The 24,980-nt window shown below is 28.6% G+C and carries 25 protein-coding genes and 1 tRNA gene; 10 read left to right on the top strand and 16 right to left on the bottom strand.

What is annotated here, in order from left to right; translation table 11 throughout:
- Positions 1-2: 2 nt before the first annotated feature.
- The 5 genes from dapD to ABXT55_RS00300 are packed head-to-tail and all read left to right on the top strand — an operon-like array spanning position 3 to position 3,619.
- Entirely contained in the window at positions 3-830 is an 828-nt protein-coding gene (dapD, locus tag ABXT55_RS00320) for a 2,3,4,5-tetrahydropyridine-2,6-dicarboxylate N-succinyltransferase (protein WP_415284784.1), read from the top strand.
- Entirely contained in the window at positions 831-1,985 is a 1,155-nt protein-coding gene (gene dapE / locus ABXT55_RS00315; protein ID WP_415284782.1) for a succinyl-diaminopimelate desuccinylase, read from the top strand.
- Positions 1,985-2,179 (top strand): hypothetical protein, encoded by a 195-nt coding sequence (locus ABXT55_RS00310; RefSeq protein WP_011281728.1) that lies wholly within the window; start codon positions 1,985-1,987, stop codon positions 2,177-2,179. The genes dapE and ABXT55_RS00310 overlap by 1 nt, the downstream gene beginning before the upstream one ends.
- Positions 2,180-3,109, top strand: a complete 930-nt coding sequence (locus ABXT55_RS00305) for a histone deacetylase family protein (RefSeq protein WP_415284780.1) — start codon at positions 2,180-2,182, stop codon at positions 3,107-3,109. It begins immediately after the preceding gene.
- A 30-nt stretch (positions 3,110-3,139) separates the two neighbouring features.
- Positions 3,140-3,619: an SET domain-containing protein gene (locus ABXT55_RS00300; protein WP_415284779.1), complete on the top strand. Its 480-nt coding sequence runs from the start codon at positions 3,140-3,142 to the stop codon at positions 3,617-3,619.
- Here ABXT55_RS00300 and truA read toward each other — a convergent pair.
- From truA to ABXT55_RS00275, 5 genes are read right to left on the bottom strand one after another with little or no spacing between them, the layout of a single operon-like run.
- A complete protein-coding gene (gene truA / locus ABXT55_RS00295) occupies positions 3,609-4,349 on the bottom strand; it encodes a tRNA pseudouridine(38-40) synthase TruA (protein ID WP_415284778.1) in 741 nt (246 codons plus the stop codon). The genes ABXT55_RS00300 and truA overlap by 11 nt on opposite strands.
- A complete protein-coding gene (gene fmt / locus ABXT55_RS00290; RefSeq protein WP_415284777.1) occupies positions 4,342-5,274 on the bottom strand; it encodes a methionyl-tRNA formyltransferase in 933 nt (310 codons plus the stop codon). The genes truA and fmt overlap by 8 nt, the downstream gene beginning before the upstream one ends.
- Positions 5,275-5,793 carry a peptide deformylase gene (def, locus tag ABXT55_RS00285; protein ID WP_415284776.1) on the bottom strand — a complete coding sequence of 173 codons (519 nt, stop codon included), beginning with the start codon at positions 5,791-5,793 and terminating at the stop codon, positions 5,275-5,277.
- Between the two features lie 26 nt (positions 5,794-5,819).
- Positions 5,820-7,580 (bottom strand): hypothetical protein, encoded by a 1,761-nt coding sequence (locus ABXT55_RS00280; protein WP_415284775.1) that lies wholly within the window; start codon positions 7,578-7,580, stop codon positions 5,820-5,822.
- Complete coding sequence (locus ABXT55_RS00275; protein ID WP_415284774.1) at positions 7,555-7,731, bottom strand: hypothetical protein; 177 nt, start codon at positions 7,729-7,731, stop codon at positions 7,555-7,557. The genes ABXT55_RS00280 and ABXT55_RS00275 overlap by 26 nt, the downstream gene beginning before the upstream one ends.
- A 58-nt stretch (positions 7,732-7,789) precedes the next feature.
- On the opposite strand from ABXT55_RS00275, the gene ABXT55_RS00270 reads away from it, so the two are divergent.
- Both ABXT55_RS00270 and aroB read left to right on the top strand, forming a co-directional pair.
- The gene (locus ABXT55_RS00270) at positions 7,790-8,302 is read left to right on the top strand and encodes a shikimate kinase (RefSeq protein ID WP_415284773.1); all 513 of its coding nucleotides are present in this window, start codon (positions 7,790-7,792) and stop codon (positions 8,300-8,302) included.
- Entirely contained in the window at positions 8,289-9,395 is a 1,107-nt protein-coding gene (gene aroB / locus ABXT55_RS00265; RefSeq protein ID WP_415284771.1) for a 3-dehydroquinate synthase, read from the top strand. The genes ABXT55_RS00270 and aroB overlap by 14 nt, the downstream gene beginning before the upstream one ends.
- On the opposite strand, the gene ABXT55_RS00260 is transcribed toward aroB, so the two are convergent.
- Positions 9,384-9,644 carry a BolA/IbaG family iron-sulfur metabolism protein gene (locus tag ABXT55_RS00260; protein ID WP_415284770.1) on the bottom strand — a complete coding sequence of 87 codons (261 nt, stop codon included), beginning with the start codon at positions 9,642-9,644 and terminating at the stop codon, positions 9,384-9,386. The genes aroB and ABXT55_RS00260 overlap by 12 nt on opposite strands.
- A gap of 25 nt (positions 9,645-9,669) precedes the next feature.
- Between ABXT55_RS00260 and ABXT55_RS00255 the strand changes: the two genes are divergently transcribed.
- The 3 genes from ABXT55_RS00255 to ABXT55_RS00245 are packed head-to-tail and all read left to right on the top strand — an operon-like array spanning position 9,670 to position 12,970.
- Positions 9,670-10,197 (top strand): J domain-containing protein, encoded by a 528-nt coding sequence (locus tag ABXT55_RS00255; RefSeq protein ID WP_027306804.1) that lies wholly within the window; start codon positions 9,670-9,672, stop codon positions 10,195-10,197.
- A complete protein-coding gene (cobS, locus tag ABXT55_RS00250) occupies positions 10,187-11,161 on the top strand; it encodes a cobaltochelatase subunit CobS (protein ID WP_415284769.1) in 975 nt (324 codons plus the stop codon). The genes ABXT55_RS00255 and cobS overlap by 11 nt, the downstream gene beginning before the upstream one ends.
- The gene (locus ABXT55_RS00245) at positions 11,162-12,970 is read left to right on the top strand and encodes a cobaltochelatase CobT-related protein (RefSeq protein WP_415284768.1); all 1,809 of its coding nucleotides are present in this window, start codon (positions 11,162-11,164) and stop codon (positions 12,968-12,970) included.
- Here ABXT55_RS00245 and ABXT55_RS00240 read toward each other — a convergent pair.
- The 10 genes from ABXT55_RS00240 to pheS form a co-directional block, all read right to left on the bottom strand.
- A complete protein-coding gene (locus ABXT55_RS00240; RefSeq protein WP_415284767.1) occupies positions 12,967-14,247 on the bottom strand; it encodes an ActS/PrrB/RegB family redox-sensitive histidine kinase in 1,281 nt (426 codons plus the stop codon). The two genes, ABXT55_RS00245 and ABXT55_RS00240, sit on opposite strands and share 4 nt — an antisense overlap.
- 2 nt (positions 14,248-14,249) lie before the next feature.
- Positions 14,250-16,307, bottom strand: coding sequence for a DNA gyrase subunit B (locus ABXT55_RS00235; protein ID WP_415284766.1), 2,058 nt, complete (start codon positions 16,305-16,307; stop codon positions 14,250-14,252).
- Between the two features lie 119 nt (positions 16,308-16,426).
- A tRNA-Ser gene (locus ABXT55_RS00230) sits at positions 16,427-16,516 on the bottom strand.
- Complete coding sequence (locus ABXT55_RS00225) at positions 16,517-17,320, bottom strand: DUF4422 domain-containing protein (protein WP_415284764.1); 804 nt, start codon at positions 17,318-17,320, stop codon at positions 16,517-16,519.
- Positions 17,317-18,165 (bottom strand): hypothetical protein, encoded by an 849-nt coding sequence (locus ABXT55_RS00220; RefSeq protein ID WP_415284763.1) that lies wholly within the window; start codon positions 18,163-18,165, stop codon positions 17,317-17,319. Before ABXT55_RS00220 ends, ABXT55_RS00225 begins: the two co-directional genes overlap by 4 nt.
- A complete protein-coding gene (locus tag ABXT55_RS00215) occupies positions 18,162-18,971 on the bottom strand; it encodes a glycosyl transferase family 17 (protein WP_415284762.1) in 810 nt (269 codons plus the stop codon). Before ABXT55_RS00215 ends, ABXT55_RS00220 begins: the two co-directional genes overlap by 4 nt.
- Entirely contained in the window at positions 18,964-19,665 is a 702-nt protein-coding gene (locus ABXT55_RS00210) for a class I SAM-dependent methyltransferase (protein ID WP_415284761.1), read from the bottom strand. Before ABXT55_RS00210 ends, ABXT55_RS00215 begins: the two co-directional genes overlap by 8 nt.
- A 2-nt stretch (positions 19,666-19,667) precedes the next feature.
- The gene (gene lepA, locus ABXT55_RS00205; RefSeq protein ID WP_415284759.1) at positions 19,668-21,476 is read right to left on the bottom strand and encodes a translation elongation factor 4; all 1,809 of its coding nucleotides are present in this window, start codon (positions 21,474-21,476) and stop codon (positions 19,668-19,670) included.
- 2 nt (positions 21,477-21,478) lie between these two features.
- The gene (gene pheT, locus ABXT55_RS00200) at positions 21,479-23,887 is read right to left on the bottom strand and encodes a phenylalanine--tRNA ligase subunit beta (RefSeq protein ID WP_415284758.1); all 2,409 of its coding nucleotides are present in this window, start codon (positions 23,885-23,887) and stop codon (positions 21,479-21,481) included.
- Positions 23,884-24,951, bottom strand: coding sequence for a phenylalanine--tRNA ligase subunit alpha (gene pheS / locus ABXT55_RS00195; RefSeq protein WP_415284756.1), 1,068 nt, complete (start codon positions 24,949-24,951; stop codon positions 23,884-23,886). Before pheS ends, pheT begins: the two co-directional genes overlap by 4 nt.
- Positions 24,952-24,980: the final 29 nt, after the last annotated feature.

Raw genomic sequence — 24,980 nt, 5'->3', positions numbered from 1 at the left:
CTATGAAAGAATTTGAAAACATTATCAATACAGCTTGGGACAATAAAGACGATATCAACGGTCAATCTGATAAGTCTATATTAGATGCTATCAACCAAACGATTGAACTTGTTGATAGAGGCGAACTAAGAGTTGCTGAAAAAAATGGTAATGAGTGGGTAGTTAATCAATGGGTTAAAAAAGCAATAATGTTAAGTTTTAGAACTCATGATATGGACTCATTAAGCGGCCCGTATAGTAGTTGGTATGATAAATCTCATTTACTAAGAGGTAAAACAGCAAATTGGACTAAAGAAGATCATATAAAAGCTGGTTTTAGAATGGTTCCAAATTCTCCAGTTAGAAAAGGATCTTTTATTGGAAAAAACGCAGTGCTAATGCCTTGCTTTGTGAATATTGGAGCTTATGTAGATGAAGGAACTATGGTGGACACTTGGGCTTCTGTAGGATCTTGTGCACAAATAGGAAAGAACTGTCACATATCAGGTGGTGCTGGAATCGGAGGTGTATTAGAACCAATGCAAGCTAACCCTACTATCATTGAAGATAACTGTTTTATTGGAGCTCGTTCAGAAATAGTTGAAGGAGTAATTGTTGGAGAAGGATCTGTATTATCTATGGGTGTATTTATTGGTCAATCTACAAAAATTGTTTATCGGGAAACTGGTGAAGTAATCTATGGAAAAATTCCACCGTACTCAGTAATAGTACCGGGCAGCCTTCCAAGTAAAGATGGTAAAGGTCCTGCTTTATATTGTGCTGTAATTATTAAACAAGTTGATGAAAAAACTAGATCTAAAACTTCTATTAACGACTTATTAAGAGACTAAATGCCAACTTATAATGAAATCACATTAGCTAAAGAGCTAATAAGATTTCCAAGCATTACACCAATTGATGCTGGGGTAATGAAATTCTTAGCTAAAAGATTAACTGCTATTGGATTTAAATGTAAGATTTTAGAGTTTAAAGATAAAAACTCTAAACCAGTTAAAAACCTATATGCAAGATTGGGTAATACTCAACCAAACTTTATGTTTGCTGGTCATTTGGATGTAGTTCCTCCAGGAAATATAAAAGATTGGACAATTAAACCTTTTAGTCCAGCTATTAAAAAAAATCATCTTATTGGTAGAGGTGCTAATGACATGAAAAGTGCAATTGCAAGCTGGGTTGTTGCTGTAAATAACTTTGTATCAAATAATAAGAAAATTAATGGATCGATTAGTTTATTAATTACTGGCGATGAAGAAGGTGTTGCAATTAATGGTACTAAAAAAGTAGTTGATTACTTAAAAAAGAAAAAAGAAAAAATAGATTTTTGCTTAGTTGGTGAGCCAACAAACCCTAATAAACTTGGTGAAATGATCAAAATTGGTAGAAGAGGAAGTATCAATGCTGAATTAACTATAATTGGAACTCAAGGTCATGTTGCATATCCTCATCGTGCTAAAAATCCATCAACTTCATTGATCAAAATACTAAATGAAATAAAAGAAATAAAATTTGACAAAGGAACAAAAGACTTTCAGCCTACAAATTTAGAAGTAACAAAAATTAATATCAATAATATAGCTGATAATGTAATTCCAGGACTTGCGAAAGCCACATTTAACATAAGATTTAACAATAAACATTCATCTTCTAGCTTAAAGAATAGATTAAATAAAATTTTCAAGAAAATTACTAAAAAGGATAAATCTAATTTTAAAGTAGAATATCGTGTATCAGGTGAAGCTTTTTTAACTAAGCCCAATAAAACAACTTATATGATTCAAGATGTAATAAAAAAAATTACAAAAATTAAACCTCAATTGTCTACAACAGGTGGAACTTCAGATGCAAGATTTATTAGAAAAATTGCTCCATGTTTAGAATTTGGTTTAGTAGGTAAAACAATGCACAAAGTAGATGAGGCAGTATCTATTTCAGACTTAAAAAAGTTAACAAAGATATATTCTGAAATTCTTAAAAATTACTTTTAATGATTTGCATTAAAACAGATATTCCTAAAGAACTGAATGATATTGATGATGAATTAAAAGCTATTTATCACTCTAAAGACACAGTTTGTTTTTTTGTTTTTAAGAATAGAGAGCAACGTAATGAGTTTGTAGAAAGAACCAAAGGAATGCCAAAAGTAGAACGAGAAACTATTTACCAAGAATATCTATCTTAAATGAAAACTGGTTTAATAACCTCTGATACTTATCAAAATCATAATACGGGCGACGGTCATCCAGAGAAAATTGATAGAGTTACAGTAGTTATTGATAATTTCAAAAAATTAGATAATAAAGATTTAGTTTGGAAAAAACCTTCAAGATTTGACCGGTCACTTTTAGAAATAACTCACAATTCTGATTATATAAATTTTGTAGAAAAATCTTTTCCTGAAAAAGGATTATCTTTTTTAGATGGAGATACAATTGTCTCCCCAGGAAGTAAAGATGCCACATCAGATGCTGTAGGTTCAATTATTACAGCTATTGATGGTGTTCAAAATAAAGATTTTAAAAACGCTTTTTGTGCCGTTAGACCTCCAGGGCATCATGCAGAGAAAAATAAAGCTATGGGTTTTTGCATCTATAACAATGTGGCTGTTGGAGCTAATTACCTTATAAATAAATACAAACTTAAAAAAGTAGCAATTATTGATTTTGATGTTCATCATGGAAATGGTACTCAGGATATTTTTTACGACAATGAAAAAGTTCTTTATATTTCTACTCATCAATACCCTTATTACCCTGGGTCAGGCACTAATGATGAAAAAGGAAAATATAACAATATATTAAATATTCCTTTGCCAGCAGGAACAACCTCAGAAGAATATTTAAATGCCTATGAATTTGTACTTAATAAAATTAAAGAATTTAAACCTGAATTTATCTTACTTTCTGCTGGGTTTGATGCTCATAAAGACGATCCATTGGCACAACTTCAATTAGAGTCAAAAGATTTTTATAGTATTACTAAAAGAACACTCGAGCTATCAAAACAATATTGTGATGGAAAAGTAGTGTCAATTTTAGAAGGTGGATACGATCTATTAGCACTTCAAGAAAGCACTGAGATGCATGTAAAAGCTTTACTGGAATTTAATTGATAATTTCTCAATACGTATTAAGAACTCACAATGAAACTTTATAAAATTCAAAAATCTGATATCGACAAAAAAGGACGTGGTCTTTATGCTACAAAAGATATTAAAGAAGGTACTAGAATTGTTGATTATATTGGTAAAGTTATCACTAAGAAACAAACTGAAGCGACCAAAAGGTTTGATAACGCAAAACCTATCTACTTATTTAACTTAAATAAGAAATATGACATGGATGGAGACGTGTCATGGAACCCTGCACGTTTAATAAATCACTCTTGCTCTAACAACTGTGATTATAACGGGACAGGTTTAAAATTATGGGTGATTGCCATAAAAGATATTAAAAAAGGTGAAGAGATAACAGCCGATTATGGCTTTGGCTACGATGAAGATTATAAACAGTTCAAATGCAAGTGTAAGTCAAAAAATTGTTGTGGCTATATTGTTCGAGCAGAGTCTAGATGGAGAATTAATAAAAAATTTAGTATCGGTCGACAAAAAGCTAGTAAATAACCTTTTCTAAAAATAATCCCTCAGCAGGTGCTGGTGGTGCACAAAGAATTCTTTTTTTTGATTTAACAATAAATTCAAATTTTTTTAAATTCCATTTATTTTCAGCCAGGTATTTTAAACTACCTACCATTGATCGTACTTGTTGTTGTAAAAATGATTGTGATTTAAACTGTATTTCAATTCTCCCAGCATTTGATTTAATCAAAACAGATTTCATAGTTTTAATTGGACTTCTTGCATTACAACTTGACGCCCTAAAAGTAGAAAAATCTTTAGTACCTAAAAGTTTTTTTGCCCCTTTTTTCATTAACTCAATATCTAATTTTTTAATTATGTGCCAACCTCTTTCTTTCTCTAGAGAGGGCTTACTTAATCTATTAAAAATTATATATTTATAAATTCTTTGTTTAGCAGAATGTCTTGCATGAAATTTTAGACTTCTTTTTTTAATTGCTAAAATAGAAATACCTTTATCATTTATAAAATGATTAATTGATTTTAATAACTTATCTAAATTTTGAATTTCTTTTTTGCAGTCAAAATGGGCTGACTGCTCTATTGCGTGAACACCAGTGTCTGTTCTTCCAGATCCTATCAAGACCACTTTTTCTTTTAAAAGTTTTGATAATTTAGTTTGTATTTCTTTTTGAATTGATTTTCCTTTAGATTGTATTTGCCAACCAACAAAACTGGTTCCTATATATTCTATTAAAACTTGATATCTAAACATTCGTTAATCTTGAGCCTTTTATTATTTGAGAACCAAGAACAAAATCATTAATATTTTGAGGCTTTTTTCCTTGTCTTTGAATTTCAATAACTTTTATAGATTTTTCATTTCCACAGCTAATTTCCAAATCACTAGTCATTACTTCACCTACCGCACCACTTTTAGTTCCTAATTCTGCTTTTAAAATTTTGTATCTTTCGTCTTTAAAAATAAAAAAGGCCCCTGGGCTTGGATATAATCCATTTATTTTTCCAATAATACTTTCTGCATTATCATTCCATTGAATTTCACCTTCCGACTTTTCAATTTTAGAAGCATATGTTGCGTTAGAGTCGTCTTGTTCTTTAAATGTTAATATATCTTTAAATATATTGTCTACATTTTCTATGATTTTTTCTGAAGCTAAAATTGAGAGTTTATTTGATATAATTTCTGCATTATCACTATCTTTAATTTCTACTCTATAGTTATTGCAGACTGGACCAGTATCAAGTTTTTCTCCTATTTTCATAATACTAATTCCTGTTTCTTTATCTAGGTTCATAATAGACCTTTGAATAGGTGCTGCACCTCTCCACTTCGGTAGGAGGGAAGCATGAATATTTATAAAACCTTTTTTGGCAAGGTTCAAAAATGCTTTTGGTATTATTTGACCATAGGCTACAACAATTACCAAATCTAGATCTAATTGTTTTAAATATTTGTATTCATCTTTATTTTTATTTAAAATCTTGGGTATTCTACAATCTATATTATAATCTTCTGCTGCAATTTGTATTGGCGACTTATTTATTTTTTGACCTCTTTGGGATTTTTTTGGTGGCTGTGTGTATACGGCAGATATTATGTAATTTTTTTCATACATGGATCTTAAGATAGGTACAGCAAATAACGGTGTACCCATAAAGACAATTTTTTTTGTCATTTAAACAATTATTCTATTTAATTTAATTTTAGAAAGTTTTTTAATTATCATAGATTTTTTTAATTTAGATAAATAATCTATAAATAAAACTCCTTCTAAATGATCGATTTCATGCTGAATACAAGTTGCTAATAATCCATCTGCTTTTAATAATTGTTTTTTTCCATTGTAATCTAAATATTCAACATCACATTCATTTGGTCTTTCTATCTCGGCAAATTGGTCTGGAACAGACAAGCATCCCTCTTCATATTTTGATGTTTCATTATTTTTATTTTTAATTACTGGATTAACAAAATATCTTGGTTCTTTTTTTTCTTCATCTCTACTTATATCCATCACAATAATTCTTTTTGGAACGCCTATTTGGATTGCAGCAAGACCTATTCCGGGTGCCGCATACATTGTATCCAACATATCATCCATAAGTCTTCTTTCTTCATCACCAACATTTTCAACTGGTTTAGAAATCTGTCTTAATAGTTTGTTTGGTTCTGTTAAAATCGGTTTAACTGACATAATAACTGATTATTTTAGTATAAATTTTAAACTTTTAAAGGAAGAACTTTAAAAAGTATCTTGTTTCTTATCGGATCCACATTTAGTTGGTTTAGTGTGCTTATAATAAAGTATAATGTATCCTCATCAATATTTTTTAAGTCATCCTGCCCTATAACCTCAACAATTCTAAGCATTGCAGAAGCCATATCATTACTGTTAATAAATATTTGAATATCAGATGGCATCTCCGAGTCATTTATTTGGTATAAATTATTATACTTATCTAAAATCTTGATACCATCAGACTTAAAAGACTCAACTAAAATTACATCTTTTTTAGAAAAAAAATATTTTTTGTTTTTTTTAATCTTTTTTAAGAAATCATTCACTTCTTTCGTAGGATCATTTTTAGACTTTTCTAGTTTTAAATAATTTATCAATTTTGATTGATGTAAAATTTTATTATTTACTTTAATATTTACTTTTTCTGTTTCCTCATCATTTAAATTATTTAAGTAAAATGTTGAAAAATTTGAGGGGACTTCATCTTCTTCTATTTTATCTAAAAAAGCTTTTAATTCTAAGTTAAATGCATTCTCAATGGCATCATTCTTAAAAGAATTTTTTAAGACATTTATTAACTGTAATTTATTCTCAATTTCAGTAGTAATTAGAATTCCTTGATAAATTAGCGCTCTTGTCTCTACTGTTGAGAGCACTTTAGTCGATTCTTTAATATTTAATAGTTGGTTAATATTAAATTTAAATCGCTTATAAAGTTCAAATAATTCTTTTTCTGTATAGTTCCCCTCATGTGTTGCTTTTTCAATACTGTTAATTTTTTCTATATCTGTAAGCTCAATATCACTTACATTATCTAGTAGATTTGAAGTTGATAAATATTTCCATATTTGTTTGGATGTAGTACTTTTTGGTTCAAATTTAAATTTTGGATTTGTTCTATGAGACAAATGAAAATCTAAAATTGTTTTTTCTGAAACTTCTGTTGCTGGCTCTGCATTATATCCCATTAAATAATTTATTTTTTTATCAAAAAACTGATCGGCAATACCTAATTCTGACTGAAGATCGATAAACAATTGAGCTTCATTTCTTTTATTATTATTAATTAAACAATAAATATTGAATTTAGATAAATATAGATCTTGTATTGGTTCTTTAATTTCAGAGAAAATTTCACAAGCTTTTTTAACATTTGATTGTGATAGATAATGATCTACTAAATGCCTGGTAAGCTTTGGGTGCTCATTAACAATTTGATTGCTTAATAAATAATTTTCAATTAAGTCAAAGTTTGAACGTTTAATAAGCCATTTTGATTTTATTTTTAAAAATTGCTCTTTTGAAATATTGATTTCTGGATAATGAGCATTCGTTAATAATAAAATATCCATAATCTCTGTGGCATCTTTTGAAAGCTTCAACTTATCTATTCTTTTGAATATATTTAAAATTTGATCACCATTTGAATTAGACCACATATTAATATTAAGTCCATTTTCTGCGGGGTCATAAATTCCAACTAACTTTGTATCTTTTGAAATTAAAGTTTGTGTTTCTTCTATACCTAATTCTCCTTCTTTTTGAGACTGCATTTCATAAATAGCATTTTGTTGAATATTTTTTTCTGCTTCATTTTCAATTATGGTAGTGTTTTCTTCAAGTTTTTTTTCACCTAATTCCCAGATGTCTACTGGTTCTTGTGAATTGGTTGCAAAACCAAAAAATAAAGAAAATAATGTAACTAAAAAATAGTTCTTACTTAACAATTTTAAGTTTTTCATTAGGAATAATTTTTTCAATGTCCTTATTGGGAGATGGAAATTCAATTTTTCCAAGTAGTGTTATGGCTCCAATAAAAATAATTAGTATCATTACTATTTTGAATAATAGACCTTTAATGTTCCCACTGCTTGTATTTTTTGAAAATTGCATATATCCTTTAATATTTTCAAATTAAGACATATTTGTGTTTTTTCAATAAAGAAAGCTTATGAATTCAAATAAAAACCTCATTTTTTTAGGTATGATGGGTTCGGGTAAATCTTCTATTGGAGCTATGGTTTCAAAAAAATTAAATATTCCATTCATTGATATAGACAATTTAATCGAGGTATACGCTGGAATGACTATCTCAGAAATATTTGAAGTGAATGGGGAGGACTACTTTAGAAATTTAGAAGAACAAATAACAATTAAATCTTTAAAACATAAAAAAGTTATTATTTCTCTAGGTGGAGGTGGTTTTGTTAATGACAAGATAAGAAAAGATGTTTTAACAAATCATTTTTCGTTTTGGCTTAATTGGGATGATTTAGTTTTAATTAAAAGAATTAAGGGTAATAAAAAAAGACCCTTAGCCTCAAAGTCAACTGAGAAAGAAATTAAGGCCATTATCAATAAAAGAAAAAGTATATATTCAAAGGCTAATTTTAAAATAAACTGTAATAAATTAACAAAAAGTGAAATAGTAAAAAAAATAATAGAAATATATGAGCTTAATTAGATTAAAAGTTGACACCAGCAGTCAAAAATATCCAATTATTATTGGAAATAATATCTTAAAAAAAATAAATAAATTTTTGAAAGAAAATTTTATTAATTTTAATCAATGTCTTCTTGTAATTGATAAGAATGTTCCAAAAAATTTAGTAAAAGATACTTTAAAGTCTTTACCAAAAGGATCTGCTACAATTCATTATTTTAATGCAAGCGAAAAAAATAAAAATCTAAAAAGTGTCAATGAAATCACATCAATTCTTTTAAAAAAAAATTTTAATAGAAATGATTGTTTGATTTCTATTGGTGGGGGTATTACTGGTGATGTGTCAGGCTTTGCAGCTAGTACTTTTAAACGTGGCTTAAAGCTTGTTAATATACCAACTACACTACTTTCACAGGTTGACTCATCTATTGGAGGCAAAACAGGTGTAAACACCAAATATGGTAAAAACTTAATTGGCTCATTTTATCAACCCAGCCTAGTTGTATCAGATATTAATTTTTTAAACTCTTTACCAAAAAGAGAAGTTGTGTGTGGATATGGTGAAATTTTAAAACACTCGCTTATTGATGATAAAAAGTTTTTTTATTTTTTGAATAAGAATGGAGAAAAAATCTTAAAATTAAAAAGTCCCTTTATACAAAAAGCTATTCATCAAAGTTGCTTGATTAAAAAAAAGGTAGTTGAAGCTGACGAAAAAGAATTAGGCATGAGAAAAATACTAAATTTCGGACACACCTTTGCTCATGCTTTTGAAGCAACACTAAGTTATTCGACTAAACTAAATCATGGTGAGGCGGTTATCCTTGGCATTAAAACTGCTGCAAAATTTAGCTTAGTAAATAAAATTTTGAATAAAAAAGAATTTGAATTAATTAACAACCACCTAAATAATCTAAATCTTCCAAGAAATGTTAATAAGTTTTTTTCACTAAAGAATTTAAATACACTTTTATCTTTTATGAAAAAAGATAAGAAGAATAATACAAAGAAAATTAATCTTGTTCTGCTTAAAAAAATAGGTTCTCCAGTTTACAAATTACAATTTGGTGAAAAAACTATTAATCTCTTTTTGAAAAAAGAATTAACTAAGTAGTATTTGAATTGAATGTATATGTTCTTTCAGCTCAAGATTTAAAATACTATAGATTTTCTTGGTTGATTCTATTTTACTTAATCTTTTCAGCTCTTCAGATTTAATAATTAGTTTTAAATGGAACGTTCCTTCTTGGTTTCCTTTATGATTTTTATGTAAAAAACTTTTATCTTCAATTTTAAAATCTTGCATAACAATTTCTGCTTCAATTTTACTTTTAACAATTTCAATTAATTCGTTTATATTCATAAATAATAATTTATTACTATACAGTATGAAAAATATTTGTGATTGGAATAATTGCTTTGATACTGGTGAATATAAGGCACCAATTGAGAAAGATAATAGTAAACGCTACAGGCTACTTTGCTTAACTCACGTTAAAGAATTTAATAAAAATTGGAATTATTTTAAGGGAATGGATGATGAACAAGTATTTGATTTTTTAAAGTCTGATATGACCTGGCACAAACCAACTCAAAGCTTTAGCTCTTCAGATAACTTTTTTAAAGTTCTATGGAACAATACTTTAAAAGATGAGTTTGATAAGACCAAACTTAGAGGTGAATATAACCACATGAATCAATTCAAATTTGATGCTAATGATATTAAAGCTTTTAGTATTCTGGGTGTTTCAGTTGGCCAAAAATGGGAACAAATACAAGATCAGTTCAAAACTCTTGTCAAAAAATTTCACCCTGATATTAATTTGGGAAATAAAGAATACGAAGAAAAACTTAAATTAATTACTTTGGCTTACACTCAGCTAAAAAATACTTATAAGGAAAAAATTGACACCTAATTTAAATATACAGCCAGACATTAAGATGTCTTTAAAACAAAGTTTTGGAATTGATTCAGATATGGAAGTTGACGCTTTCTCAAAAAGAAGCGAATACGTTCCTGAAATAGATAAAAATTATAAATTTGATAAAGATACCACTCTTGCTATCATATCAGGCTTTGCGTTTAATAAGCGTGTCTTGGTTCAGGGCTATCATGGTACAGGAAAGTCTACTCACATTGAACAAATTGCAGCTAGATTAAACTGGCCTTGTATTAGAGTAAACTTAGACAGTCACGTAAGTAGGATTGATCTTATTGGAAAAGATGCAATTGTTGTAAAAGATGGCAAACAAATTACAGAGTTTAAAGAAGGTATTTTACCTTGGTCTATTCAAAACCCTGTTGCGCTTGTTTTTGATGAGTATGATGCGGGAAGGCCAGACGTGATGTTTGTTATTCAAAGGGTGTTGGAAGCTGAAGGGAATTTTACTCTTTTAGATAAAAATAAAGTTATTAAACAAAATAAATTTTTTAGATTATTTGCAACTTCAAATACAGTTGGTTTAGGAGATACAACAGGATTGTACCATGGTACCCAACAAATAAACCAAGGACAAATGGATAGATGGAATATTGTAACATCTCTAAACTATCTTAGTCTCGATAGAGAAATGGAAATCGTTCTTGCTAAAAATAAAAGTTTAAACAATCCAAAGGGTAAAGAAAAAGTATCCAACATGATTAAAGTTGCATCTTTGACTAGAAAAGGCTTTATAGCGGGAGATATATCAACGGTAATGAGTCCAAGGACGGTACTTCATTGGGCTGAAAATGCTGAAATTTTCAAAGACACAGGTTATGCTTTTAGAGTTACTTTTTTAAATAAGTGTGACGACATAGAGAAAAATACAATAGCTGAATATTATCAGAGATGTTTTGGAGAAGAGTTGCCAGAGTCGATGGTTAATATTCAAATCTAAATGAGCACAAAAGAAGATAATTTTAAAGAGCAATTTAAACAAGCTTTAATTTCCACTGCAAAAGTAATCTCTGAAGATTATAAATTAGATGTTAAAAAATTAGATAAAGATTTAAGTAATAAGAAAACTAATTTTTTTGATGTAACTAATTTATCAAATAAGAGTGATTTTGTTAGACTGAGGGCAGAAACTGACTCGGGCGCCTTAAAGAAAAAATTTTCAAATAAAGAGATATTTGATAAAAACTTACCTAATAATCCTTCTTGCAAATCTTTATATAATATTACTGAAAAAATTAGATATGAACTTCTGGGTGGCAAAATGCTCAAAGGAGTTGGGCAAAATTTAAGTGAAAACTATAGCCAAAAAATACTCTCCAATCTTAAAGAGCAATCGAAAAATAAAGAGGATGTTCCTGTGACTGAAGCTTTCGAACTATATATGTTAAATAAGTTCTTTAAATTAAAGCTTAATGATGTGTCTGAAAAAATGTTAGGTTTTTGGAAAAAAGAGTTTGATGAGTCAATTGACAAGCATTTTGATTTTTTAAATAAAAACTTAGAAGATCAAAATAATTATAGTTTAAAATTTTCAGAAATCTTAGAAAATATGGATGTCTTTGCTTCAAGTAATGAGGAGAAGAATGAAGAAAATGATGAACAAGAAAATGAGCAAGACAATAAATCTGAGAACGATAATGATAGTCAGTCCGATGACAAAGAAGAAGAAAATAAACAAGGAGATAGCCAGGCTAGCCTAGACGCTGGTTTTGATCTTAGCGATCAACAGATGGAAGAACAATTACAGGATTCGGATTCTTTAAAAGATAGTACAGAAAATGTTTTACAAAAAACAGATATTAATAATATCGATCAAGATTATAAGGTATTCACCACAGAATTTGATGAAATTGCAAAAGCTGAAATATTAGAAGATATAAAAGAAACACAAAAATTAAGAAAAAATTTGGACCAACAACTTGTTGGGTTTCAAGATTTAATTACTAAGCTTGCTAACAAATTACAAAGGCAGCTTCTTGCAAAACAAAATAGAGCTTGGGAGTTTGATTTAGAAGAAGGTTTATTAGATAGTTCAAAATTAACTAGAATAATTATGGATCCTTATAATTCATTATCTTTTATGAAAGAAAAAGATCTTGATTTTAAAGATACAATCGTAACACTGTTAATAGACAATTCTGGTTCCATGAGAGGTCGACCAATAACAATCGCTGCACTTTGTGCGGATATATTATCTAGAACCTTAGAAAGATGCTCAGTAAAAGTAGAGGTTTTAGGATTTACCACAAAAAATTGGAAAGGTGGTAAGAGCAGAGAGGCTTGGGCTAAAAATGATAAACCTAAAAATCCTGGAAGATTAAATGATTTAAGACATATAATTTATAAAGGCGCTGACACACAGTGGAGGCAGGCTAAAAATAATATAGGTTTAATGCTTAAAGAGGGATTATTGAAAGAAAATATTGATGGGGAAGCTATTTCGTGGGCCTATAATAGAATTAAAAAAAGGAAAGAAGAAAGAAAAATACTCATGGTTATTTCAGATGGTGCCCCAGTAGATGACTCGACATTATCAGTTAATTCAGGAGATTTTTTAGAGAAACATTTAAAGAAGATGGTTAAATTTATAGAAACCAAGAGTGACGTTGAAATTTTAGCTATCGGTATTGGGCATGATGTTTCTAGATATTATGATAAAGCTATTAAGATAACAGATGTGCATGAACTTGGAGATGTTATGGTTTCACAATTAAGCGGCTTATTTGAAAATAAAAAGAAACTACATTAAAGTTTTAAAAGATCTTTATTTTTCCATTTAATGCTAACTTCAGCTCCACCTCGTGTTTTGGAATTTCTACATAAAATATTTGCATAATTTTTTTCAAGTAGAGTTTTGCCAATAAAAATTCCAAGACCTAATCCTGATTTTGATTTTATTGAAGACTTAACAGATTTAATATAAGGTTCACCAATTTTACTCAAAACATCTTTTGGATATCCCTCTCCATCATCTTCTATTATAACTTCCGTTAAATCATTATCACTTTTTATATTAATAAAAATTTTATTTACAGAAAACTTATTTGCATTACCAATAAAGTTTCTCAGTCCATAAACAATTTCTATTGATTTGGTTATATTAAGTAGATTTGAATTTTGATCATAATTAACAATAAAATTTTTCGTACTTGTTTGTTGGAATGACTTGATTATTTCATCTACATAGTCTGATATTGTTAAATCACCATCAATAAAATCATCTTCAATAACAGGGTTTAATGTTAATTTTTTTAAAATCTCACTACATCTCTCCAATTGACTAGACAATAATTCAATATCTTTTTTAACATCTTTATTATCTTTAAATTGCTCTAGTAAATCAGTGGAAATAATCTTCATTGTTGAAAATGGTGTGCCTAATGAATGTGCAGCAGCAGCAGCTTGCCCACCTAATGACAATAACTCATGTTCTTTTGACATAATTTCTTCCATTTTATTGAGAGCCTCTTTCCTTATTCTCGATTCTGATCCAAAGGTTAAAGCAAAATAATTTAAGAAAATTAAAGCAACAATTAATGCTATTGGAATTGAATAATAATAATAACTATCTACGTGAAAATGTTCACTAACTGGATAGGGTAAGGGTTGATTAAAAAAAGTAAGAAAAATAATTATTAAAACTGTAAAACTGACTAACAATAAATTACTTCTAAAACCTAAATTTGATGATGAAAATATAGCTGGAATAATCAAAAAAATTGAGAAAGGATTTATAATTCCACCTGTCAAATAAATCAAACAACTCAGCTGTAAAATATCAATAAATAAAAAAAGAAATGCCGTTTTATCTAATAGTTGAGTATTCTTATTAATGTAGATTAAATAAAGATTACTTAATACTCCAATTAAAATTATTGAATTTTCTAAAATTAAATTAAATTTAAAACCAAATACAAAATAAATAAGATTAATTGTTATAAGCTGACCAATAATAGCAATCCACCTTAAATTGATGTAAGTCGATTTTTTTAATGAAAAATATTTTGAAGTTTCGAAAAACTTCATTATTAGATATCTAGATTTTGAACATTAATAGCATTTGAAACAATAAAATCTTTTCTTAACGCAACATCATTACCCATTAATGTATGTATTAAATCTTGATCTTTTTTTATATCTTTTGAGTATTGTACTTGTAATAAATTTCTTGTTTCAGGGTCCAGCGTGGTATTCCATAGCTCTTCTGGGTTCATCTCCCCTAATCCCTTAAATCTTTGAATGCTCATTCTAGATTTTTCATCTTCATAAGCCTTAATAAATTCTTTTGTCCCTTTTTTAATTTTTTGCAATTCTTTGTTATTCTTTAAAATATAATCTTCTAACTCTTTTTCATCCTTTATATAAATACCCTTTGTTCCTTTGTTAATTTTGAATAAAGGTGGCTGTGCTAGATAAACATGTCCATTTTCTATTAGTTTATTAAATGGCTTGTTATTAAAGAATGTTAGCAACAGTGCTCGTATATGAGAACCATCAACATCGGCATCGGTCATGATAATAATTTTTCCATATCTTAAATCTTTCAAATCAATATCTTCAACTTTTGGATCAAGGCCAAGTGCATTAATTAAGGTCACCACTTCATTGGATGACATCATTTTTGCTAAAGATTTTGTTCTATGTTCACCACCATCTCTATTACTATTTTTTTTAAGAACAATCTCTTCAACATAAGTATTAAGAATTTTACCTCTTAGTGGTAAAACAGCTTGATTTGACCTATTTCTTCCTTGTTTAGCAGAGCCACCAGCAGAATCTCCCTCAACGATAAATAATTCTGTTCCTTCTTGTTTACCTATTTGACAGTCTGCTAATTTTCCAGGTAATCCACTTAATTCTAAAGCGCCCTTACGTCTAACATTTTCTCTAGCCTTTCTAGCAACATCTCTTGCTAGAGCTGCCTGCATTACTTTAGCTAAAATGATCTTTGATAAAGTCGGGTTTTGATCAAACCATATTGAAAGTTTTTCACTAACAATGCTTTCCACAATCATTCTAACTTCTGATGAAACAAGCTTATCTTTTGTTTGAGAAGAAAATTTAGGATCAGGTATCTTTGCTGAAATTACACATGTAAGACCTTCTTTAATATCATCTCCTGAAATGGTTAATTTGTTTTTTTTTAATAAATTATGTTCTGTAGCATATTTATTAATTACTCTAGTAAGTGCACTTCTAAATCCTAATAAATGAGTACCACCATCTTTTTGATAAATATTATTTGTATATGGATAGATATCTTCTCCGTAGCTTGCATTCCACTTTAAAGAACATTCAATTTCAATATTGTCTTTTTTTCCTTCAATATAAATGGGCTTCTTAAATAAATCATTACCTGTTTTATTTACAAGTTTTTCTCTTTTTTCATCTAAAAAATCAACAAACTCTAAAACTCCGCCATCGAATTTAAATACAATTATTTTTTCTTTTTTTTGATTTAAGTCATTAACGGTTATTTTTATTCCCTTGTTCAAAAATGCAAGTTCACGCATTCTTTTAATAATTATATTTGGAGTAAATTTAATTGAAGAGAATATTTCTTTTGATGGTAAAAAAGTTATTTGTGTTCCAGTTTCTTTTGATTTTCCTATAACTTTCAGGGGTGCTTTTGAGGCCCCATCTTTAAATTCTATAAAATATCTATTTCCATCCCTATCTATTTCTAACTTTAATTTTTCAGATAATGCATTAACAACTGAAACTCCAACTCCATGAAGTCCACCTGATACTTTATAAGAATCGTGATCAAATTTTCCACCAGCATGTAGTTGCGTCATAATAACTTCTGCGGCAGACATTTTTTCACCTTTATGCATGTCTACAGGAATTCCTCTACCATCATCTCTAACAGTAATGGTTCCATCAGAATTTATTTTAACTTCTATGTTTTTGCAATGTCCTGCTAAAGCTTCATCAATTGAGTTGTCTACAACCTCATAGACCATATGATGTAAGCCAGTTCCATCATCTGTATCACCAATATACATTCCTGGCCTTTTCCTAACTGCCTCAAGACCTTTTAAAACTTTAATGGAGTCTGCTTGATATGTTGAATTGTTTTTCATATTTTTGTAATGGAAAATTTAATTACTATAACATTTTTATAAAAAAAATAGGAAAATTAATTATACCAATTCCCAGAAAGTGGATAAATAAGTCCCTTCTTTAAATAGTTTTTAATTTTTGGCGGAGAGACAGGGATTCGAACCCTGGGTACCTTTAACAGTACACACACTTTCCAAGCGTGCGCTTTAAACCACTCAGCCATCTCTCCTTAACTGTCAATAAATACCCAAGGATGTTCTTTGTAGACAGTATATTTTTTAAACCAAAAAGAAAGGTACCTTTCAGCCAGAAAAGCATACAGTCTTTTTGTATCGTAACCCTTTAAATTATCAAAGCCAAATTGGTTTTCACATTTTTCAAGCCATGGAAATAGTTTGCTAAACCATTTATTTAATATATCTTTTTTAGCAATAAACATAATATGTGGATTAAATATACTGTTGTTAATTACATAATTATTAAAATCACTTTTATCTTCTACGTCAAGTAGATCAATTGCTCGTTCTAAATTTCCATATCCATGGTGCATGTCAAAGTGTAATTTTATATTATGTTTTTCTTCATTGAATAATATTGATGGTTTTTTAATCACTGATCTCCAGCCTCTTTTTAAAATCTTCAGTCTTTTAGCACCTGCCACGCTTATTGGCTTACATATAATAGACTGATATTTATTCCAGTCATTCTCTGGTTCTACTAATAGATGTTCTTTAATATTTTCTTTAGATATAATATCTTTTGAAGAAGAAGATTTAATCCAAAATCTTCTTTTTTGACAAAATCCAACCCAACCATTATCAGAAATTTTAAGTAAATTTTTCCAATACCAATAATGAAAAGTAAGTTCAGAATAATATTCCTCTTTGTAAAAAATATTATTTAAAGTGTCTGATTTTAAGTAAGTGTCTGGAAAGCTACCCTTTCCAACAGCAGCTATTTTATAATTTGATTTTTCTATATGAGATACCGTTTTATTTGTAACACAAAAAATGTTTAATTTATCTGAGGTCATTTTTTTTCAATAAATGCTATTTCATTGTATTTACCTTTAAAGATATTAATTTTTTTAAAATTATTTATAAAATAATTTTTTTCACCTGTAGTTATGTACTTGGAATCAAAATCATTATTATTTTTAATTATGCTTAAAATATCTCGTAAGGTTGGCTTTTCATTGTGAATATTCATATCAATTCTGGTGTCAGGAAAATCAAGCTCTTCGATTACGAATATACCATTTGATTTTAACTTGGGAAAAAGCACAAATAGACTTATAATTTGATCTTTGAGATAATGTCCTGCATCTTCAATAATAAAATCATAACTTATGTCTTTTTCTAACAATTTTTTTGTTAACTCAATTTTTGAGCTTGTATTGATACAAAAATTTTTAATTCTATCAGATTTATATGTAAACAGATCTGGAAAAATATCTCCAGAGAATATTTTTGCTTTTTTAAAATAAAAAAAAAAAGCAGCAGCAGCATTGCCCTTGAAAGATCCTAATTCTAAAATATTTAAATTGTGTTCTTTTTTGTCTGAAAAATATTTCTCATAAAATGAATGATAGTTATGACCTTTAATCAAATAATTTTCTTTTTTAATTGGTTTTTGATATTGATTATAAAAGAACTCTCCTTTGTCACTATTAAAAAACTCAAATAAAAACTTTAGATCTTTTTTAAATAGATATTCATTTTTTTTACTATAATGATCTAAGTTTTTAATACTTGGAAAAAAAAATTTATTTACTAAATAAACAAATGGTAACAAAAAAAAAATATAAATTTTTTTAAAAAAACTTGCTTTTTTTATTCTGTGTAAATAATAAATTTCAACAAACGTTTTAAATTTCATAAAATATAATCTTTGAACTTGCTTATATTTGCTGCAATATAGTCTGGATATGATGAGTTAATTTTTATTTTTTCATATTTATGACCTCTACCATATAAATCTGTTAAATTTGAAATTTTATCTTCTATTATAGAAATATTTGAAAATTCATCACTGCTAAATTCTTGGTGCGGGGAAACTTTTAACTTTGTAGAAATTGTACTCGCGTTATACAAATTGTTAAAATGCCATCCACCATCTTGATATATTTCAATACTTTTTTCAATATTAAAATTCCAAAAGGGTTTATTAATATTTTTAGATTTAATTTTTTTTTTCATAAAATTAATACCTTTTAAATTTTTTCTTCTACACACTCTGGTTCCTTCCCACGGTGATTCATATTTATTGAAGATATTAATCTTATATGTAAAAAATTTTTGTAAAAATATGCCATACTTTTTTTTTAAATTAATATTTTTTATAGCACTTGGGTTTGGTATTTCGTCAGAATCTGAATACATAATAAAATCATTTTCTTGCGCATCTGATATCCCCTCCAAAATTTTTTCTCTTTGGTAGGCTTCACATTTCCATCCATCTTTTAAATCTGGAAACTGCTCTTTAATTACGATGTGTCTTACCTTATCTCTAAATTTATGATTCTGTAGTTCAAAATTTATTTTTTTTTTATTACCTTTATGGTCATAACTAGACTCACAAACTATAAAATAATCAACAACCTCTTTTAAAATTTCAAACCTTGAGTTAACTAGCAAATTTTCATCAAAAAAAGTTATACAATCATATATTTTATTTCTAGTCATTTTTACGAACTATAACGAGACAGTTATTTGCAATATTTTTTTCATGAAATATATCCACTATAGAATAATTATAGTTAGTTTTTTTAAAATAATTAATAAACTTTTCCTTATCTTTATAATATATATCTTCTATTATATAAATTCCATCATCCCTTAAATATTCTATTGAATTTTCAAAAAAACAAATATTTGCATTATATTCATGTAACCCGTCTTCAAGTATTATGTCAAAACTATCGATTCCTACATTTTTAAATAATGCCTTGATTGTTTCTGGCTTTGTTTGGTCAACAAAAAATGTTTTAATTCTATTTTCATTTACTAGTATATTTTTATCTATGTCAGCTCCATATATATCTGCATTTTTAAAATAATCTCTCCATGCACGTAATGATGCTAATGGCACGCCTGTTGCCCCCATGTTACTTGGCAAATTTATATTATTTGTACCCAAGCCAATTTCTATAAAATTTTTTATCTCTTTTCTCTTATTGAAAAATATTTCTGAGTAATATTCACTATAATTATGATGATTATTTTTCCCTCCTTTGTCGCTACCATGTAAATTCATTAATTCTGTTAATTTCGAATTTGATGATGAGTTAACAGTATAATTTAATCTTGTTTCTTTATTTCTATTAAAAAACTTCAAATCATACTTAATATTACGTATCTTTTCTCTTAAAAATTTCATATTTATTTCTCCTTGTTAATTTTTAGTACCCCAATGAATGCTTCCTGGGGTATTTCAACCCTTCCAAATTGCTTACCTCTGGCCTTACCCTTTTTTTGTTTATCTAATAATTTTCTTTTTCTATCTCGAGCGCCACCACCATGAATTTTAGTTAATACGTCTTTTTTAAAACCCTTGATTGTTTCTCTTGCTATAATTTTTCCTCCAATGGCAGCCTGTACGGGAATCATGAAGTTATGACGCGGGATTAAATCTTTCAGTTTTTCACAAACTTCCCTTCCTACTGTTTGGGCAAAATCTTTATGAACCATCATTGATAATGCATCAACTGGCTCAGCATTTACAAGAATTCCTAGTTTTACTAAATCTCCCTCTCTATGCCCTATAATCTCATAATCAAAACTAGCGTAGCCACTTGTCATTGATTTAAGTCGATCATTAAAGTCAAAAACCACTTCATTTAGTGGAATTTCATAATTTAAAACTGCTCTATTTCCAGAATAACTTAAGTTTGTTTGCAAACCTCTTTTATCTTGGCAAACTTTTATAATGGATCCTAAATATTGATCTGGAGTAATGATTGTTGCTTTAATCCAAGGCTCCTCAATAAATTTGATTAAAGTTGGTTCAGGTAAACTTGAAGGGTTTTGTAGCTCTATTATTTCCCCTTTATTCATGTGCACTTTGTAAACTACACCGGGTGTTGTTGTTAATAAATTTATATCAAATTCTCTTTCTAGTCTTTCAGTTATAATTTCTAAATGTAAGAGACCCAAAAAACCACATCTAAAACCAAGTCCTAGTGCAGATGAAGATTCTGCTTCAAAAGAAAAACTAGCATCGTTGAGTTGAAGTTTGCCTAAGCCATCTTTTAGCTTTTGATATTCCGAGCTATCCACAGGAAATAATCCACAAAATACAACCGGCTTGCTTGGTTTAAATCCTGGTAGAGCATCTTGAGGAGGTTTAGTTGCGTCACAAATTGTGTCTCCAACTTTTGTTTCTGATAAAATTTTTATTCCTGTCGTTATAAAACCAATTTCTCCAGCATTTAGTTCGTTAACATCTGTTGCTTTTGGAGTAAACACACCTACTTTTTCAATTATATATTCTTGATTAGTGGACATCATCTTTATCTTCATATTTTTAGAAATTTTTCCATTAATAACTCTTACTAAAATAACCACACCTAAATAAGTGTCATACCAACTATCAACCAATAAACATTTTAGATCTGCATCTTTTTCTCCTTCTGGAGCTGGTAGTGACACAATAATTTGTTCTAGAATACCTTCTATGCCCTCACCTGTTTTTCCAGAACAAGGTATGGCATTTTCAGTATCAATACCGATAACTTCTTCTATTTCTTGTTTTGTTTTTTCTAAATCTGATGCTGGTAAATCAACTTTATTTAGTACAGGTACTATCTCATGTTTGGTGTCTAAAGCTTGATAAACATTAGCCAATGTTTGAGCCTCCACTCCTTGAGTACTATCAACAATTAAAATAGATCCTTCACATGCATACAGAGATCTACTAACTTCATAGCTAAAATCTACGTGTCCAGGAGTATCAATAATATTTAGAATGTACTCTTTTCCATTTTTTGCTTTATAATTAAGTTTAACAGTTTGAGCCTTAATAGTTATTCCTCTTTCTCTCTCAATATCCATTGAGTCTAGAACTTGTGCCTTCATTTCTCTTTCAGTAAGACCACCACATCTATGAATTATCCTATCTGCGATTGTTGATTTACCGTGATCAATATGCGCAATAATTGCAAAGTTTCTGATGTGGTCAATTTTTGTCATGATTATGATCTGATCTTCGCACCAGTTTTAGATTCAACAGCAGAAATAATAAATTGATTAATTTTTTTTAAATCTTCTTCAGTCAATGTTTTTTCTAGAGATTGAATAATTACATTTAATGCAATTGATTTTTTGCCTTCAGGAATATTGGTTCCTTCATAAACATCGAATACTTTGACAGATTTTATTAATTCTTTGTCTACATTAGAGATGGTTTCGATTAATTCTTGAACTTTAAAATTTTTATCTAAAACAAAAGCAAAATCTCTTTCTGATTTTTGAAAATCTGAATATTTATACTGAGTTTTTTGATCTTTTAATGATTTTTTTGGCTGTTTTAAATTATCTAAAAATATTTCAAATCCCACTAATGCTTCAACTTTAATATCTAATTTTTTTAATATACCTGGGTGAATGTCGCCAAAAAAGGCAACCTCTTTTTCTTTGCCTTTGTTAAGAAATATTCTTCCTGATTTTCCAGGGTGATAATAGCTTGGTGTTTCATCATCAATATAGAGCTTGTCTTTATTATAACCTGCTTCAACTAAACTTTTGATGACATCACTTTTAACATCAAATACATCAACTGGTCTTTCTTTTTCCAACCAGCTTTGCCTAGCCAATTTTCCTGATCTTAATCCAGTAGCTACAGTCTGTTGCTCACCTGGCTCAGATCCTAAAAAAGTTGGTCCTATTTCAAAAAATGACAAATCTTTAAATCCTCTTCCTAAATTCTTATTCAAATGGATAATCAAATTAGAAAAAATTGAACTTCGCAAAACGTTCAAATCAGAACTTATAGGATTAATTATTTTAATTTCTTTATTATCTTCAATAAATAATTGATTAATTTTGCTATCAGTAAAAGACCATGTAATAGCCTCAAAATAGCCCTTAGAAGCAATAGATCTTTGTAAAAAATGAAATAACTTTTGTTTTAAATTTAATGTTTGTTTTTTTCTAACTTTTTCAGGTTCAATAATTTTAATTTGATCATAACCCTTAATTCTTACGAGTTCTTCTACCACATCAACTTCTTGTGAAATATCTGGTCTCCAAGATGGTATAACAATATCAAGTAATCCTTTGTTTTCTTTTATTTCAAATCCTAAATTATCTAAGATTGTGATCATTTCTTTTGTGTCGATATTAAACCCAGTAATTTTTTTAAAAAAAGAAGGATCAAATTTTAATGAATTTTTTTTAACATCTTCAATTTTTTGAATATCAAATTCACTAACTTCACCACCGCATATTTCTTGTATTAGGTTAGCTGCTCTTTCAAGTCCTTGATCAATTGATAATGGGTCAATACCTCTTTCAAATCTAAATTTTGCATCTGTGTCTATATTTAAGGTTTTAGATGATTTTCTAATTGATCGTGGGCTAAAGTAAGCGGACTCAATTAATACATTCTTTGTATCTAGCTCAGTTCCAGTTCTTGTGCCTCCTATTATACCACCAAGACCTAATACACCTGACGCATCTGATATGACACACATCTCATCCTCTAATTTATACTCCTTATTATCTAATGCTTCGAATTTTTCACCTTTTTTAGAATTTCTTACAACTATTCCTTTATCTATTTTATCAATATCGTATGCATGAAGCGGTCTATTCAAGTCAAACATTACATAATTTGTAATATCAACAATTGCCGAAATAGGTTTTTGGCCTAAAGAAATTATTTTGTCTTTTAACCACTCTGGACTTTCAGTATTTTTTACTCCTTTAATTAAACAACTACCAAAAGATATGCATGCTTGATTTTTTTCATTTTCAATTTTTACACTGATTATTTGTTTATTTTTTTTATCAATTTTTTTTTCTTTTTGATTTATTAATATTCCCGCACCTGCAGCAGCTAGATCTCTTGCTATCCCTCTTACCCCTAAACAATCTGCTCTATTTGGTGTAATAGAAATATCAATTACATTTAAAATTTTTTTTGGAAAATAATTTTTTCCTACTTTTTTATTATATTTTTCTGGTAAAAGCTCTGTTATGCCATCACTTTCGTTTGATAGATTAAGTTCAGATTCTGAACAAAGCATTCCATATGAGGTTACACCTCTTATTTTACTTACCACCAATTTCATTTGGCTTTTTGGTACTACAGCACCAGGAGGAGCATAAATTGTTAATAAACCTTCTTTAGCATTTGGAGCTCCACAAACAACTTTTACTGGTTCACCTGAACCTATATCAACATCGCATACTTTAAGCCTATCTGCATCAGGATGCTTTTCAGCCTTCAAAATTTTGGCAATTACAAATTTATCAAGCTCTCCTGATTGACTATCAACACCCTCTACTTCTAAACCAATATCTGTAAGTTTATCGATGATTTGATTTTCATTAAGTTTGGTATCTAAATGATCTTTAAGCCATGCTGTTGTAATCTTCATCGGCTTAAACCCCTATAGTTTGTTGGGACATCTATTGGATCAAATCCAAAATGATTTAGCCATCTATAGTCACAATCAAAAAAGGCTCTTAAATCATTAATGCCATATTTTAACATTGCGAGCCTATCTATTCCTATTCCAAATGCATAACCTTGGAATTCATCAGGATTTACTTTAACATTTTTTAAAACATTGGGATGAACCATTCCACAGCCTAAAACTTCTAGCCATTTATTACCTTCCCCAATTACTATTTTTCCATCTTTTATTTCATAACCAATATCAACTTCTGCAGATGGCTCTGTAAATGGGAAATGACTAGGTCTAAATCTCATTTTAATTTTATCAACTTCAAAAAACTCTTTAATAAAATAATTTAAACATCCTTTTAAGTGCCCCATATTAATATTTTTATCGATATGTAGACCCTCAACTTGATGGAACATTGGTGTATGGGTTTGATCACTGTCAGATCTATATGTTCTGCCAGGTGCTATTATTTTAAAAGGTGGTTTATCATTAAGCATTGTTCTAATTTGAACTGGAGAAGTATGTGTTCTTAATAATAATTCTTTTGCATCATCTAAATAAAAAGTATCATGCATATCTCTTGCAGGATGGTTATCAGGCGTATTTAATGCAGTAAAATTATTATATTCATTTTCAACATCTGGTCCTTCTTTTACACTAAAACCAATTTCTGAAAAAATTGAAGAAATTTCATCTATAACTTGAGATACAGGATGAATTTTTCCCTGAACAAAAGGCCTTTCTGGCAAAGTTATATCTATTTTTTCTTTTTCTAACTTTTTGTTAATCTCTTTTGTTTCAATATCGTTAATTTTTGTAGTAATCAAATTTTCAAGTTCGTTTTTGACTAAGTTTAAATCTGATGCAAATTTCTTTCTTTCTTCCTCTGCTAATTTTCCAAGTAATTTGAATTGTGAACTAATCAAACCAGTTTTACCAAATAGTTCTGTTTTAATTTGATTAACTTGATTTAAATCTAAATTTTCTTTTAACTTTAAAAGAAATTCATCTTTTATTTTTTTAATATCAGACATATTGAGAGATTATTTCTTCACCGAAGAAA

The sequence above is a fragment of the Candidatus Pelagibacter sp. Uisw_130 genome (assembly GCF_047722505.1).
In the GTDB taxonomy this organism is placed as follows: Bacteria; Pseudomonadota; Alphaproteobacteria; order Pelagibacterales; family Pelagibacteraceae; genus Pelagibacter.
This window is presented reverse-complemented; position numbering and strand designations above follow the sequence as displayed.